This is a genomic window from Streptomyces sp. NBC_00385 (assembly GCF_035917155.1).
In the GTDB taxonomy this organism is placed as follows: Bacteria; Actinomycetota; Actinomycetes; order Streptomycetales; family Streptomycetaceae; genus Streptomyces; species Streptomyces poriferorum.
Genome location: NZ_CP107951.1, coordinates 8,280,861 through 8,295,393 on the forward strand (window position 1 = coordinate 8,280,861; position 14,533 = coordinate 8,295,393).

Sequence of the window (14,533 nt, forward strand, 5' to 3'; positions counted from 1 at the left end):
TCGTGAATAATCGATAGCTGGCTTCCAGCCGCGGATTCCTGGGTGGAATGGCGGCAGGAGGGTGCGGGTGTCCGCGGGCTCGGATCGCCCGGCGGGGCGGTGCGATGCCGTGGAGGCGGGGCCGGACCCGCGCCTCCAACAGGCCTATCGTCTATCGATTGTTGATGCTAGAGGCGGCTCCCGGCTTCTTCAAGGGTGCTGCCGCAACCTCTCGGTTCCGGTGCTCGCGTCCAGCTCCAGCTCGATCACCGGGACCAGTACGTCGGGCCGGGCGATGGGCAGGGTGAGGGTCAGCGTCCCCGGCGGCTGGCTCGGCGGCGCGAGGTTGTTGTGCTCGTGCCGTGCGCCGTCCGTCTCGTGGAAGCGGATCTCCGAACCGTCGTGCAGGAGTTGGGCGTAGCGCACGCGCCCGGCCAGCCCGGGGAGGTGAAGGTGCTTGAGCGGCCAGGCCGGCAGGTGCAGATACAGGCGGTCGCCGGACTGTGTGTACAGGGCGTGCGAGGGCGGCTCGAAATCGCTCGGCCCCGCGCCGTGCACGGACCGTGCGTGCAGCTCCGTCCATGCGCCGATGGCCCGGAGAGTGGCGCGGGCCTGGGGATCCAGGGCGCCCCGGCCGTTGGGTCCGACGTTCAGAATGAGGTTGCCGCCGCAGGCGACGGACTGCACCAGCATGCGGACCAGCAGCGCGGGGTCCTTGTAGTCGTGGTTGTCACGGTCGTAGCCCCATGAGCCGTTGAGTGTGTGACAGGCCTCCCACGTCACACGCTCGCCGTCACGCTCCAGCGGCCGGTCGGGCTGGTACTGCTCGGGCGTGACGTAGTCGCCCGGAATGCCGAGCCTGTCGTTGACGAGGATGCCTGGTTGCAACTCCCGCACGGTGGAGAGCAGATGCTCAGCCCCCCACTCCTCAGGACCCTTCTCCGGGTACGTGAAGTCGAAGAACAGGGTGTCGATCGGTCCGTACCCGGTGAGGAGTTCACGTATCTGGCCCTCCATGTAGGCGCGGTAGCGCTCCATGTCGCGGGGTTCCTGCCGGGCCGGCGTGTCGCGCAGCGGGTGGTGCTCGTCGACGGGGAAGTCGGGGTGGTGCCAGTCGAGCAGCGAGTAGTACAGGCCGACGCGCAGCCCTTCGGCGCGCATCGCGTCGACGAACTCACGGACCAGGTCGCGCCCGGTCACGCGCACTGACGTGTAGTCGGTCAGTGCCGAATCGAAGAGGCAGAACCCGTCATGGTGCTTGGCGGTCAGTACCGCATAGCGCATCCCGGACTCACGGGCGGTACGCGCGAGTTGGCGGGCGTCGAACAGGTCCGGGTCGAACCGGTGCAGGTAACGGTCGTACTCCGGCTGCGACATGGACTCACGGCTGCGCACCCACTCGTGCCGCGCCGCCAGGCTGTACAGGCCGAAGTGGACGAAGAGGCCGAAGCGGGCGGCCTCGAACCACCCGGTGGCAGCGGGGGGATCGGCGGGATCCGCGGTCGCACCGTTCATGGAGGGCTCCTGACGCATTGACAGCACTAATCGATTGGCTGTTATCTACCATCGATAGGCGATGATGTCACTGGCGTTGCGTGCGGCGAGCGCGCGGAGAGGCACGTGCATGCACTCGATCGGGAATCAGGAAGCGGCGTCGGCGGGGGAGACCCTCACCAAGGGGACGGAGGGGAGGCCCGGTGCGTATGAGTCGATGCGATCACCCGTCCACACCTCCGCCTATGTACGGCCCACCCCGCAGATGGTCGACGCACTCAAGGACGTGAGCGCGGCGACGGCCTGTGCGAAGCTCCACCAGATGGGCATCACCCGGACGTTCATCGACGGCCCCGTGCCCTTGCACCGGGAACCGGACGTCAAGGTCACCGGCGGTGCCGTGACGCTGCAGTTCCTCCCGCAGCGGGAAGACGTCTTCAACGGCGCGGAGCAGGAGGACATCGAGCGCAAGACCCCGCTGTGGGGCGTGCTCGAATCCATCCAGCCGGGCGATGTGCTGGTCATCTCGGCCCAGGGCAGTCACTTCACCGGCTGCCTCGGCGACATGCTCGTGCGCTACTTCAAGCTGCGCGGCGGCGCCGGGATCGTGGTGGACGGCCGGGTGCGGGACGCGGCCAGGGTGCGCGCGCTCGGCGTGCCCATCTGGTGCACCGGTGTCACTCCCCACTACGCCTCGCAGACCGAGCTGTTCCCGTCCGCGTTCAACGTGCCCGTCGGGGTCGGCGGCTCACTGGTGACCCCCGGCGACCTGATCGTCGCCGACGAGGACGGGGCCGTCGTCGTGCCGCAGCAGAACGCGATCCCGCTCGCCGAGGACTCCCTGCTCCACCAGGACCGGGAGGCGTTCGCCCGTCGCCGCCTCGACGAGGGCGCCAGGCTCTCCGACTACTATCCGCTCACCGGCGAGGGCATGACCGAGTACCTGGCGAGCCGGTCCGCCACGTGAAGGGAACACGATGGCGACGCTTCCGCGTGAGGTCGAGGCTTTCGTGGCAGCCGCCTCGCGGCTGACCGCGGAGTCGCTGGACGAGGTCCGCCGGTCGGTCGCCGCGGCGACGGCGGCGGGTGCGGATGATGCCCTGCGGCCCCCCGCCCTTTCCGCGGCCCGGTTCAGCGCCCTCAAAAGACACGTGCGCGACGCCTTCGGCGACCGGGCCATGGAACTGCGCTCCGGCCGGCCGGGGGGCCTGCGTTCCGCGATCGCGCTGACCACCATCGCGGCCCAGGCCATCTGGAAGCGCGAGCAACTGGGACCCGAGCGCTTCCGGGCCCTGACCGGCCCGTTCGAAGCGGTGGGCATCGCGGTCCCGGACGGGAAGTCCGGCACGTAGCCACCAGGCACCCGGTGCGCCGGGCCGGCCACCTGCGGAGGGCCGGGGCCCGTCCGGTCGGCTCAGTTCGGCGCGTCCTGCGGCAGGCGTGCACGGAGGGTGCCGGCGAAGTCCTCGGCCCGGGAGAGCTGGATACGGAGCCTGGTGACCTGTTCCGCGGCGGCCCGTTCGTATGCGCGTACCCGGTCCAGCAGCCCCTCGCGTTCACCGGCGTCCAGCGCGTCGCCCGCGTCGAGGCGGTCGGTGGCGTCGAGCAGGTCACGCATCTGGTCGAGAGTGAAACCGAGCGGCTTCATGCGGCGGATGACCATGAGCCGTTGGACGTCACTCTCGGTGTAGAGCCGGAATCCGCCCTGCGAGCGGGCGGAAGGAACGACGAGGCCCGTCTCCTCGTAATGGCGGATCGTGCGCAGGGACAGTTCGGTCCGTGTGGCGACCTCGCCGATCTGCATGTGCCTGTCGTCCACGCCCGTGGTCCCGGCCCTTCTCCTCGTGGCGGGCCGCATCATGCGCGACCGCGACCGACCTCTACTCTAACGTTAGGGTAGAGTTGCTGACGGCGCGGACCGCTCGACCGACCCGCTCCCACCCATCGTTTCCGGGGCCGACGACGACCCGGCGCAGATCCGATTCCTGCAGGAGTGAGCGTGCGCGAGCCCATGGTGCTGAGCGCCCCCGCCTGCCCGCCGTGACATCCGCTCCCCGGACGTGAGTGACCCGGCCGTGCGCCCGCGCTCCGCCCCTCCCCCTCGAACTCCGGCCCTCCAGGGCCGTCCGCGGGGTGCCGGCCCGGCCCCTTCGCGCTTTACCCGCATGCCCCCGGCCTGCCGGCGGGGTCTGCCCGAGCACGACAGGTTCTCACCTCCTTGTTTTCTCCCGTCATGACGCCCGCCGCTGTGCTGCGCGGCCTGAAGCCCGACTGGCTGTCCGACCCGAAGGTCTGGCGTACCGAGATCCTGGCCGGTCTGGTGGTCGGACTCGCGCTGATCCCCGAGGCCATCTCGTTCTCGATCATCGCGGGCGTCGACCCGGCGATCGGCCTGTTCGCCTCGTTCACCATGGCGGTGGTCATCTCGGTCGTCGGCGGCCGGCGTGCCATGATCTCGGCCGCCACGGGCGCCGTCGCCCTCGTGATCGCTCCGCTGAACCGTGAGCACGGCCTGGGTTACCTGATCGCCGCCGTCATCCTGGCGGGGGTCTTCCAGGTCGTGCTCGGCGCCCTGGGAGTGGCGAAGCTGATGCGGTTCGTGCCGCGTTCGGTGATGGTCGGGTTCGTCAACGCTCTGGCGATCCTGATCTTCATGGCGCAGGTGCCCGAGATGCACGACGTGCCCTGGGCCGTGTACCCGCTGATCATCGGCGGCCTGGCGCTGATGGTGTTCTTCCCGAAGGTCACCCGGGTGATTCCGGCCCCACTGGTCTCCATCGTGATCCTCACCGTCATCACGGTCGCGGCGGGGATCGCCGTGCCGACCGTGGGGGACAAGGGGGAGCTGCCGTCCTCGCTGCCGGTGCCGGGGCTGCCGGACGTTCCCTTCACCCTCGACACCCTCACGACGATCGCCCCCTACGCCTTCGCGATGGCGCTGGTCGGGCTGATGGAGTCGCTGATGACCGCGAAGCTGGTCGACGACATCACCGACACCCACTCGTCCAAGACCCGCGAGTCCATCGGGCAGGGCATCGCCAACATCGTCACCGGGTTCTTCGGCGGCATGGGCGGCTGCGCGATGATCGGCCAGACGATGATCAACGTGAAGGTCTCGGGCGCCCGCACCCGGCTGTCCACCTTCCTCGCCGGTTCCTTCCTGATGGTGCTGTGCATCGTCTTCGGCCCGGTGGTGTCCGACATCCCGATGGCCGCCCTGGTCGCCGTCATGGTCATGGTGTCGTTCGCCACCTTCGACTGGCACTCCATCGCCCCGAAGACGCTCAGGCGGATGCCCGCCGGTGAGATCGCCGTCATGGTCATCACCGTGATCGTGGTCGTCGCCACCCACAACCTCGCCATCGGCGTCGTCGTCGGCACCGTCACCGCGATGGTCATCTTCGCCCGGCGCGTCGCCCGCCTCGCGGACGTCACCGCGGTCACCGACCCCGACGGCAGTGCGGTGGTCTACTCCGTGAACGGCGAACTGTTCTTCGCCTCCTCCAACGATCTCGTCGGCCGGTTCGACTACGCGGGAGACCCCCAGCGCGTCGTCATCGATCTCTCCGCCGCCCACATCTGGGACGCCTCCTCCGTGGCCGCCCTCGATGCCATCGAGACGAAGTACGCCCAGCGCGGCAAGACCGTCGAGATCATCGGCCTCAACGATTCCAGCGCACACCTCCACGGGAAGCTCTCCGGAGAGCTCACCAGCCACTGATCGAACGGGCGGCTCACGCGCCCCGCCGCTCAGCGGATCTCCGGCGTCAGGCCCTGCCGGTCCCCGAGACGGTGAACAGTGCGCCGCCGGGATCGCGGATGATGCAGGTGTCCTGCGAGCAGCCGAGCGGGGGAGGGGCCGGAGCGGACTGCCCGCCGGCCGCATCGGCCGCCGCCGCGGTCGCCCGGCTGTCCTCCACGTGGAAGTCCACCACCCACCTCGGGCGCATCCTCGGGTCCGGCGCGGATTCGACGCCGCCGCCCCGCAAGGTGGCGACGGTGTGTCCGGCCACCTGCACCATGACGTGGTCCTGCGCGTAGTCCACCGTGCAGCCGCCGCTCGGCTTCGCCCAGTCGAAGATCCCGGCGTAGAAGATGGCCGCCTCGAAGGCATGACGCGTCAGGAGGTCCAGGCGTGCGGGAGCGCTGCCCAGCCCCACGGTCCAGGCCAGGGCCGGGCCCTCCCAGAAGCCGAAAGCGGCCCCGTCGCGGTCCGCCGCGAGGGCGGCACGCCCTCCGCCCAGCCGTGCGGGCCCGACGGCGAGTGTGGCCCCCCGTTCCCTGACCCGGTCCGCGGTCTCGTCGGCGTCCGTCACGGCGAAGTACGGCGTCCAGCGGGCGGCGAGGCCACGACCGTGGCAGTAGCCCAGGCCCGCGACAGGCTCGCCGTCCGCCACGGCGAGCGAGAAGTCGCGTCCGAGGGAACTCTCGCGGAACTCCCACCCCATCACCCGCGCGTAGAACGACCGGGCCGTGTGGGGGTCGGGCGTCACCAGGCTCACCCAGCAGGGCGCGCCGGTCACCGGCATCGTCGTTCCGAGGGCCGGCATCGAAGACTCCTTGCGTGGTGAGGGACGCTGACCAGGGGTCCCGACTGCGACCCGTCGTCCGCTCGGTGGAGGACGCCGGAAGCGAAGGGAGAACACGCGCTGCCCCTTCCGGCGGGCCGCCGTGAACCTCCCCGGCTCGTGCGGTCCGGCCGCCGGGCCTCCCCAGCAACTGTGTACACGGCCGCAACCCCGCCGCACCCGGACCGCGCCCCGTACACCGCGCATTCCCCGTACCGCGCACGGAGCTGTGCCGGTCGACGGGGCCGCCCGGGCCGCGGAGGGTCACCCGAGCGGCCTGGTCCACAGGCGCACTCCTGTTCCGGGTGTCATGTTTCGGAAATGAGCACACGGGGGCGGGCGAAGACCGGCGTGTCCCCGTCCCGGTCGTCGCGGAACCCGTCCGTCGCGGAACTTCTCCGTCGCCTCGTCGAGAAACGGCCCTGATGATGTCAGCCCGCAGTCCGCGCAACCCCGAGCCCGGCGGAGGGAACACCTCGCCCGAGCTGGCGGCTCCCGCAGCGCAGCCCCCCATCGACGAGCCCAGGGCCGCGTGGGCGGTCGGCACCGTCATGGCGGCGATTCCGTGCTCGGCGCGGGACGCCGGGCGGGTGCTCGGCGCGGCGGCGAAGGCGGCGGGTGTCACCTCGGCGGAGGTGGCCGCCGCCATGGCCGCCGACGCACGTGGCGTCGCGATGCCGGCGCGTGTCGAGCGGGCGCTGCACCGGGCGGTGGCGGCGGCTCGCGCCCTGCCGCCCCGGGCCGCGTACATCGGACTGATGCCGAGCCGCGCCCGGACCGCGGAGGTCCTGGCGGAGTTCCGCGGCTGTCAGTCCCGGCTGACCGACGCTCCGTCCGACATGCGAGCGCGGCAGGCACTGGACGACGCCGCGTACACGCTGTGCGTACTGCTGGGCAGAACCGGCGTGCACGATGCGGTGCTGGCGGCGGAAGAGCGCCTTACGACCGGGGCCTGACCCGTTCCGCCGCCAGCACCGGCCCGGTGATTGCCGACCCGGCTCCGCACCGCCCACCGGATCCGGCCGGCCGTCACGCCGGACATCCCGTGCGATCGGGCCGCCGTGCGGTGGGGCGACCGCCGCACCGAGTCGGTAGCGTGGACAGCACGACGACACCCGGGCGCGCCGGGACCGTGGCGGCGATCCCAGTACGCCGGGACCGTTTGTGCACGTCCACTCGGGAAAGGGCGCCGCTCATGTGCAGATGGATGGCCTACTCCGGCACGAGTGTCGTACTCAGCGACCTCCTCTACAAACCGGAGCATTCGCTGATCGATCAGAGCCTGCACTCGCGCCTGGGCGTCGAGACGACCAACGGCGACGGATTCGGAGTCGGATGGTACGGGCCCGAAAGGGACACGCCCGCCGTCATCAGGGACACCGGACCCGCGTGGAACAACCGCAATCTGCGGGAGCTCGCGGACCACGTACGGTCGCCGCTGTTCTTCGCGCATGTCCGGGCGTCCACGGGAACGGCGATCCAGCAGACGAACTGCCATCCGTTCCGGCGCGGCCGCTGGATGTGGATGCACAACGGAGCCGTCGCCGACTTCCACCGCCTGCGGCGGGCCCTTTCCCTGGCCGTGGATCCGGCGTTGTTCTCCGCCCTGGAAGGGTCCACCGACTCGGAGGTGATGTTCTATCTGGCCATCACCTTCGGTCTCGACCAGGACGTGCCGGGTGCCGTGGCACGCATGGCCGGGCTGGTCGAACGGCTGGGCCACGAGCACGGGGTGGAGCATCCCCTGCAGATGACGGTGGCGGTGTCCGACGGTGAACGGCTGTGGGCGTTCCGCCACTCGACGATGCGCGCGTCCAGGTCGCTGTTCTGCAGCGCGGGCGCGGACACCGTGCAGGCACTCCAGCCGGACCTGGACGTCCTGAGGGAGGTGTCCGACGGCACCCGCATGGTGGTCTCGGAGCCATTGGGCGGGCTGCCCGGCGAATGGAACGAGGTGCCCGAGAGCAGTTACGGGGTCATCCAGCCGGGCGCCGACGAGTTCCTCCCCTTCGTTCCCGAACCCGTGTAGGCCACGAACACGTTCCCGGTTCCGTGCCGCTCCCGAACCGGGGCGACTCCGGGACCCTCCCGGTGCCGGTCCCGTGGGTCGTCCGGCGGTCAGGTGCCGGACGGGCCGGGGACGGCGAGCGCCGCGTCGATCTCCCGGACGAACGGCTCCAGATCGCCGGGGTTCCGTGAGGTGATGAGCGTCCAGCCGCCCGAATCGTCCGTGACGACCGGCAGATCGGCCCAGTCGCCACCCGCGTTGCGGATGTCGGTCTGCAACGAGGCGTAGGAGGTGAGCCGCTTGCCCGCGACGGCTCCTGCCTCCACCAGCACCCAGGGGCCGTGGCAGATGGCCGCGACGGGGCGGCCGGACCCGGTGAAGGCGCGCACGATCCGGTCCGCGGAGCTCTGCGTGCGCAGCGTGTCGGCGTTCAGCGTCCCGCCCGGTACGAGGAGAAGGTCGTACGCCTCCGGATCGACGTCGTCCAGGGTGAGGTCGGGGTCCAGCGTCCTGCCGGGTTCCCTGTCGCCGACGAGGGTCTGGACGGGGTCCTTCTTCATGGCCGCGATATCGACCTGGGCTCCCCATCCGCGCAGGTGGTCCACCGGAACGACGAGTTCGTCCTGCTCCACGCCGTAGTTGGTGACGATGGCCAGTACCTTCCGCTTGCTCACATCGTGGTCAGTCATCAGCCTCGTCCGTCCTGTCTGTGTCGGTGCGCAGTGCCTCGATCCCGCTTCTCCGGGACCGGAGCCTCCGCGTTCCCCGCGTAGCGGTGGGGCATTCCCGCGCCCACCCGGTCTCCGGCAGCCTGCGGCCGTGCCGGGGAGCCCGCAACCGCGCGCCGCTCGAACGGCGCAGCGCCGGAGCGGCGGAGCCCGGGAGGTGACTGACGACGTTGTGCGGGAAGCTTGAACGGGACCACGGGCGACGTGGGGACGGCGTCGGGTGCGAGGGCGCCCGCACGCGCGCCACGGGCACGGTGCGCACGCGGACGACACGGTGCGCCCGACGGCGTGCGGCTGAGAGGACGCGATGGTGCGGACGGTGGGAGTGGAGGAGGAACTGCTGCTCGTCGACGCGCGGAGCGGTGAGCCCCGGGCGCTGTCGACGGCGGTGCTGGCCCTGGCCGAGAACCGGGCGGCGGGCGACTCGGCCTTCGAGTCCGAACTCCATCTTCAGCAACTGGAGTTCGCCACTGAGCCGCGCAGCGACATGCGTGAACTCGCGGAGGAGATCCTGCGCTGGCGGGCCGAGGCCGCCGGGAGTGCCGCCCGGGCCGGTGCCGATGTGGCCGCCCTCGCGACCGCGCCCCTTCCGGTCAGCCCCGCGATCGGGGGCGGGGAGCGTTACCGCTGGCTGGCCGAGAGATTCGGCGTGACCACTCAGGAACAGCTGACCTGCGGATGCCACGTACACGTTTCCGTGGAGTCGGACGAGGAGGGCGTCGGCGTGCTGGACCGGGTGCGCCCGTGGCTTCCGGTCGTGCTCGCGCTCAGCGCCAACTCACCCTTCTGGCAGGGGCAGGACACCGCTTACGGCAGCTATCGGAGCAGGGTCTGGGGGCGCTGGCCCTCGGCCGGCCCGGTCGAGATCTTCGGCTCCGCGCGCCGCTACCACGAGCAGGTTCAGGCACTGGTCGACACCGGCGTCCTGCGCGACGAGGGGATGATCTACTTCGACGCCAGGCTCTCGCACCGCTATCCGACCGTCGAGGTCAGGGTCGCGGACGTGTGTCTGGATCCGGCCGATGCCGTGCTGCTCGCTTCGCTGGTACGCGGTCTGGTGGAGACGGCGGCACGCAGCCGGCGTGCGGGGGAACCGCCCGACCCCGTCGGCGTGGGTCTGCTGCGCATGGCCACCTGGCAGGCCGGCCGGTCCGGCCTGGAGGGGAAGCTGCTCCACCCCGTGACCATGCGCCCCGAGCCCGCGTCCGATGTGGTGGGCGCGCTGCTTGCGCATGTTCACGACGCGATGGAGGACAGCGGTGACAGCGCCGCGGCCGAGGCCGCGGTCCGGCGCGTGATGGAGCGAGGGACGGGGGCGCGGACTCAGCGGGACACGTTCGCCCGCACGGGCAGCCTGCGGGCCGTGGTGACGGAGTGCGTCTCCAGAACACGTGGATGAGGCCGCGGCGGCCCGGCTCCGTGAGCCGTCAGCGGGGGCCGGACCGGTTCCGGTTCACGCGCCGTCCCACGCCTCCTCGACGACGAGCGGCGGGGCGGCGATGACATGCGTCGGAGACGGCCCGCAGATTCGCCGCCACCCCGTACGACTGGGGCTGATGACCAGAGCTCCAAGAAGGTGTGGACGGCGTCGACGGGAGAAGTGGGTTCGGTCATTCCGGTTAAATCCGTATATGAGGGGAACCCTCCGCGCAGGGTGAATGTCCGGATACACCCGTGAAGTGCGACCCGGGAGGTGCGGAGGACGTATGGGAAGGCAAGCCGAACTCGTCCGCGCGCTGGCCATGAGGGCCAGTGCGGCCAAGCTCAAGTCGGACGGCGCCGCGCTCGGCGATGAGCGTCTCAAAGAGGAAGGCCGGCGAAGGGAGGCCGCGGCACGGAGCGTTCTGGCCGACGCCAGGGCGTCCCGGCGGGCGGCCGGCCGCTGACTTCGCGAGCCGACGGCCGACGCCCGGAGGTTCAGCGGCTGACCGCTTTGCGGAGCTGCTCCTTGTTCATCGTCGAGCGGCCCTCGATGTTCTTCTTCTTGGCCTCTTCGTACAACTGGTCCCTGGTGCGGCCCTGGGCGCCCTTGTGCGAGCGCTCGCCGCCGCGCTGGGAAGCCGACTTCGGGTCCTGTGTGGACGTCCTGCTCGATGTCTTCGCCTCACCCGAGCGGGCGCGTTCCTTGTTGACGGTGCGGGCGGCGATCTCCTTCGCGCGCTTCTCCGGCTCGCCGCGGTCCTTGGCGCTCTCCTTCACGTGCTCGTACTGACGCTCTCGCTTGCGGCTGGATCCTGCCGGCATGGCGCTCTCCTCCTGGTACTCGTCGGGTTCCCTGCCCAGTGGCGTACGGTCCGCACCGGCAAGCAGATGCGGCGTCGCCGTACAACCGGGTTGCCACTGACCTACGTCCGAAACATGGCACCGCCGCCATGCGAACGCCCATCGGGTCGTGCGCTCGGGTGACCTCGGGCGCACTGCCGTTCGGGGCGGAACCGGGTGCGTGCAAAGGCCCGCTCGCACCCGGACGAGTAGAATGAAGGGCCGGTCGGCGGCCCGGCACACGAGCCGGCGCGGCGACGAACTGCGACACGCGGTGGACGACGCCGGCCGAGCCGCACCATCGTGTGTCATGCGCGGGAGGTGCGTGCCTCATGTCCCGGCCGGCCGGAGCCGAGCGTCTGCTGGAGGAGCACGGGCGTACGTACGCCGACGAAGCCGGAATCCGGCTCCGGAACACCCCCTCGCCGCTGTACCGGCTGCTGACACTCTGTGTGTTGCTGTCGGTGCGCATCAAGGCGGGCATCGCGGTGTCCGCGGCCCGGGAGCTGTCCGCGGCAGGGATGCGCACACCACGCGCGATGGCGGATGCCTCCTGGCAGGACCGGGTGGACGCCCTGGGCCGCGCGCACTACCGCCGTTACGACGAGAGCACGGCCACCGCGCTCGGGGACGGGGCGGAACTCCTCCTGGACCGGTACCGCGGGGATCTGCGGCGGCTGCGCGAGCAGGCGGACGGCGATCCGGGGCGGATACGCGGGCTGCTGCGGGAGTTCCCCCGGATCGGGCCCGTGGGTGCGGACATCTTCAGCCGGGAGGCACAGGGCGTGTGGCCGGAGCTGCGCCCGGCGTTCGACACCCGGGCCCGTCACGCCGCCGCGGAGCTGCACCTGCCGAAGACGCCCGAGGGGCTGGCCCGCCTCGTCACCGGCGACGACCTGCCGAGGCTGGCGGCGGCCCTGGTCCGGGTCGAACTGGCCAAGTGAGCCACCGAACGGACCGGAAGCCGATCAGGAGGGCTGACCCATGGCTCGTGTGCTGATCGAGGGCACGGACATCGTCGTACGGCTGTCGTGGCGGGAGAAGGCGGCGGCCCGGCGCCGCGAGGTGCGGGTGCCCCTGTCCGCTCTGCGCCACGTGTACGTCGAGCCCGACTGGTGGCGCGCGCTGCGCGGTGAACGCGAGAGCGGCACCTGCGTTCCCGGCAGACTGTGCGCGGGCATCCGGAGACACCGCGAAGGCCAGGACTTCACACTGGTGCGGTCGGGCGGCCCGGTGCTGTGTGTGGAACTGCACCGCAGCGCACAGCTCAGCAGACTGGCGGTCTCGGTCCCCGACGCCGAGGAGACGCGGCGGAGGCTCTCCCCGACGAGCGCGAGAGGCGGCGCGTGAGGCGGCTCATGAGGAGCGGTCCCGCCACTCGGCGCTCTCCCGGAGCCGGCCGGGCGGGAGGTTCCGGCTACCGTTGGCCGGCATGACGCACACCGGGAACACCGAGATCGAGATGACGGCGGAGCTGGTACGGGCACTGCTGCGCGACCAGCACCCCGATCTCGCCGACCGGCCCGTGCGGCTCGGTGCGCGTGGCTGGGACAACCAGTTGTGGCGGCTCGGCGACGACCTCGCCGTCCGGCTGCCGTGGGCGACGCAGTCGGCCGACGCGCTGCTGCTGGAGGAGCACGCCTGGCTGCCGGTCCTCGCCCCACGCCTTCCGCTCCGGATCCCCGTGCCGCAGCGCCTGGGCGAGCCCTCCGAGAGGTTCCGGCGGCCCTGGATCGTCACCACATGGGTGCCGGGTGAGCCCGCCGACCGCGCTCCCGCCGTCCGGGCAGCGGACGCGGCCGACGCCCTGGCCGGATTTCTGACGGCTCTGCATGTTCCGGCCCCCGACGCTGCGCCCGTCGGCCGGTTCGGGCGCGGCGGGTCGCTGTCCGGTCTCTCCGACGACCTCATCGGCACCCTCGCCTCGGCCGTCGCCCAGGGGCTGATCCCCGACCCGGAAGCCGTCCGTGCCGTCTGGGAGGATGCCGTCGCCGCGCCCGAGTGGGGCGGCCCACCGCTCTGGATCCACGGTGACCTGCATCCGGCCAACGTCCTCACCGCCGACGGCACCATCTGCGGCGTGATCGACTTCGGTGATCTCTGTTCCGGGGATCCGGCCTGCGACCTCGCCGCCGCCTGGGTGCTGCTGCCGGACGACGCGGTCGACCGCTTCCACGACAGCTACGGGCGGAGCACGGACCCCGCGACCCTGCGCCGGGCCCGCGGCTGGGCCGTACGTCAGGCCCTCAGCGGCATCCTCATCGGGGACGCGGGCGTTCACGGCCGTCCGGGCGGCAAGCCCAGCTGGGGCCCACCGGCCCTGGCCGCACTGCGACGCCTCGTCGCGACAGCTCACTGAGCCGCCGGTCGAGCGGGCCGGCCAGGACGACCGGCGCCGCGCGAAGAGCGTGGCGGGCTCCCGGAGGATCTCCGCCACGGCTCCGCTCGCGGCAGGTGCGGTCCGTGTCAGGGGTCGCGTGACCCTGTGGGTCAGGGGCGGCTGGTCAGGTATCCGCCCATCGAGGTGAAGTACTCCGTCGCGGGCATCTCCCGGCCCTCCTCGGTGCGCACGCGTGTCACGGCCAGGCCGTGGTTGCGGCCGGTGCGGGCGTCCGCGCCGGCGACGATCACCACGCCCTCTCCCTCGCGATAGAAGATGCGGCCGGGCGTTCCGCCGTAGCGGCCCTGGGACACCACGGCGGCGAGGATCTCCAGGCGCTTGCCCCGGTGGAAGGCGTAGGCGCTGGGGTACGGCTCGGACTGGGCGCGCACCAGGCGTTCGAGGTCCTGCGCCGGCCAGGTCCAGTCGACGCGGATGTCCTCGGCGGAGCGCTTGTGGAAGAAGCTGGCCCGGGAACGGTCCTGCTTGGTGAACTCCGTCTGTCCGCCGGCGATGAGGTCGAGTGCACCGGTGGTGACCGGGGCGATGAGGTCGACGGTCTTGTGGAACAGGTCGGTGGCGGTGTCCGCCGGTCCGACCGGAACCGCCTCCTGCCGGACGATGTCGCCGGCGTCGAGCTCGTCGTTCATCATGTGCGCGGTGACGCCCACTTCGCGCTCGCCGTTGATCAGGGCCCAGATCAGCGGCGAGAAGCCGGCGTACTTCGGCAGCAGCGAGTCGTGGATGTTCAGCGTGCCGCGGCGGGGCAGGGCGAAGATGCGCGGAGGGATCCAGGTCCGCCAGTTGTTGGCCACGATGATGTCCGGCTCGGCCTCCTTGAGGCGCTCGAACAGTTCCTCGTCGTCGGGGCGGTTGCGGATCAGTACCGGAACGCCGTGTTCTTCGGCGAGGTCGGCGACGGAGTCGCTCCAGATCTTCTCGTACGCATGGTCGCTCTTGGGGTGGGTCACGACCAGCACCACGTCGTGCTCGGAGTCCAGGAGGGCTTGCAGGGTGCGGTGCCCCCAGGTCTGGTAACCGAACATGACGACCCGCATAGGGGTTCCTCCTCAGCGTAGGGATGGAGCGAAAGTCAGTAAAGCAAGCCTTACCT

The 14,533-nt window shown here is 71.1% G+C and carries 16 protein-coding genes; 10 read left to right on the forward strand and 6 right to left on the reverse strand.

What is annotated here, in order from left to right; genetic code table 11:
• Positions 1–189: 189 nt before the first annotated feature.
• Positions 190–1,494, reverse strand: a complete 1,305-nt coding sequence (locus OG959_RS36610) for an alpha-L-fucosidase (protein WP_326665489.1) — start codon at positions 1,492–1,494, stop codon at positions 190–192.
• Between the two features lie 196 nt (positions 1,495–1,690).
• On the opposite strand from OG959_RS36610, the gene OG959_RS36615 reads away from it, so the two are divergent.
• Both OG959_RS36615 and OG959_RS36620 read left to right on the forward strand, forming a co-directional pair.
• Positions 1,691–2,440: a ribonuclease activity regulator RraA gene (locus tag OG959_RS36615; protein WP_219568177.1), complete on the forward strand. Its 750-nt coding sequence runs from the start codon at positions 1,691–1,693 to the stop codon at positions 2,438–2,440.
• Positions 2,441–2,450: 10 nt separating this feature from the next.
• Positions 2,451–2,825 carry a hypothetical protein gene (locus tag OG959_RS36620; protein ID WP_326665491.1) on the forward strand — a complete coding sequence of 125 codons (375 nt, stop codon included), beginning with the start codon at positions 2,451–2,453 and terminating at the stop codon, positions 2,823–2,825.
• Between the two features lie 62 nt (positions 2,826–2,887).
• Here OG959_RS36620 and OG959_RS36625 read toward each other — a convergent pair whose 3' ends face one another.
• Positions 2,888–3,292, reverse strand: a complete 405-nt coding sequence (locus tag OG959_RS36625) for a MerR family transcriptional regulator (protein WP_326665493.1) — start codon at positions 3,290–3,292, stop codon at positions 2,888–2,890.
• A 414-nt stretch (positions 3,293–3,706) separates the two neighbouring features.
• Here OG959_RS36625 and OG959_RS36630 point away from each other — a divergent pair, with 414 nt between their 5' ends.
• Positions 3,707–5,194 carry a SulP family inorganic anion transporter gene (locus OG959_RS36630; protein ID WP_326665495.1) on the forward strand — a complete coding sequence of 496 codons (1,488 nt, stop codon included), beginning with the start codon at positions 3,707–3,709 and terminating at the stop codon, positions 5,192–5,194.
• A 46-nt stretch (positions 5,195–5,240) separates the two neighbouring features.
• Here the strand turns inward: OG959_RS36630 and OG959_RS36635 are convergent, their stop codons facing one another.
• On the reverse strand, positions 5,241–6,023 hold the full coding sequence (locus tag OG959_RS36635) for a VOC family protein (RefSeq protein ID WP_326665497.1): 783 nt from the start codon (positions 6,021–6,023) through the stop codon (positions 5,241–5,243).
• A 443-nt stretch (positions 6,024–6,466) separates the two neighbouring features.
• Between OG959_RS36635 and OG959_RS36640 the strand changes: the two genes are divergently transcribed.
• Together OG959_RS36640 and OG959_RS36645 are read left to right on the forward strand one after the other, a co-directional pair.
• On the forward strand, positions 6,467–6,997 hold the full coding sequence (locus OG959_RS36640; protein ID WP_326665499.1) for a DUF5133 domain-containing protein: 531 nt from the start codon (positions 6,467–6,469) through the stop codon (positions 6,995–6,997).
• 239 nt (positions 6,998–7,236) lie between these two features.
• The gene (locus tag OG959_RS36645; protein WP_326665501.1) at positions 7,237–8,070 is read left to right on the forward strand and encodes a class II glutamine amidotransferase; all 834 of its coding nucleotides are present in this window, start codon (positions 7,237–7,239) and stop codon (positions 8,068–8,070) included.
• 89 nt (positions 8,071–8,159) lie between these two features.
• Here OG959_RS36645 and OG959_RS36650 read toward each other — a convergent pair whose 3' ends face one another.
• A complete protein-coding gene (locus tag OG959_RS36650) occupies positions 8,160–8,738 on the reverse strand; it encodes a type 1 glutamine amidotransferase domain-containing protein (protein WP_326665503.1) in 579 nt (192 codons plus the stop codon).
• A 346-nt stretch (positions 8,739–9,084) separates the two neighbouring features.
• Here OG959_RS36650 and OG959_RS36655 point away from each other — a divergent pair, with 346 nt between their 5' ends.
• On the forward strand, positions 9,085–10,176 hold the full coding sequence (locus OG959_RS36655) for a glutamate--cysteine ligase (RefSeq protein ID WP_326665504.1): 1,092 nt from the start codon (positions 9,085–9,087) through the stop codon (positions 10,174–10,176).
• A gap of 307 nt (positions 10,177–10,483) precedes the next feature.
• Positions 10,484–10,663, forward strand: a complete 180-nt coding sequence (locus tag OG959_RS36660; RefSeq protein ID WP_326665506.1) for a hypothetical protein — start codon at positions 10,484–10,486, stop codon at positions 10,661–10,663.
• Between the two features lie 31 nt (positions 10,664–10,694).
• Here the strand turns inward: OG959_RS36660 and OG959_RS36665 are convergent, their stop codons facing one another.
• The gene (locus OG959_RS36665; protein WP_326665508.1) at positions 10,695–11,021 is read right to left on the reverse strand and encodes a plasmid stabilization protein; all 327 of its coding nucleotides are present in this window, start codon (positions 11,019–11,021) and stop codon (positions 10,695–10,697) included.
• A gap of 350 nt (positions 11,022–11,371) precedes the next feature.
• Here OG959_RS36665 and OG959_RS36670 point away from each other — a divergent pair, with 350 nt between their 5' ends.
• The 3 genes from OG959_RS36670 to OG959_RS36680 all read left to right on the forward strand — a co-directional run bounded on the left by OG959_RS36670 (position 11,372) and on the right by OG959_RS36680 (position 13,398).
• Positions 11,372–11,983 (forward strand): endonuclease, encoded by a 612-nt coding sequence (locus OG959_RS36670; protein WP_326665510.1) that lies wholly within the window; start codon positions 11,372–11,374, stop codon positions 11,981–11,983.
• A gap of 40 nt (positions 11,984–12,023) precedes the next feature.
• Positions 12,024–12,389 (forward strand): hypothetical protein, encoded by a 366-nt coding sequence (locus tag OG959_RS36675; protein ID WP_326665512.1) that lies wholly within the window; start codon positions 12,024–12,026, stop codon positions 12,387–12,389.
• 82 nt (positions 12,390–12,471) lie between these two features.
• Positions 12,472–13,398, forward strand: coding sequence for an aminoglycoside phosphotransferase family protein (locus OG959_RS36680; protein WP_326665514.1), 927 nt, complete (start codon positions 12,472–12,474; stop codon positions 13,396–13,398).
• 131 nt (positions 13,399–13,529) lie between these two features.
• Here OG959_RS36680 and OG959_RS36685 read toward each other — a convergent pair whose 3' ends face one another.
• Positions 13,530–14,477 carry a methionyl-tRNA formyltransferase gene (locus tag OG959_RS36685; RefSeq protein WP_326665515.1) on the reverse strand — a complete coding sequence of 316 codons (948 nt, stop codon included), beginning with the start codon at positions 14,475–14,477 and terminating at the stop codon, positions 13,530–13,532.
• Between the last annotated feature and the right edge of the window lie 56 nt (positions 14,478–14,533).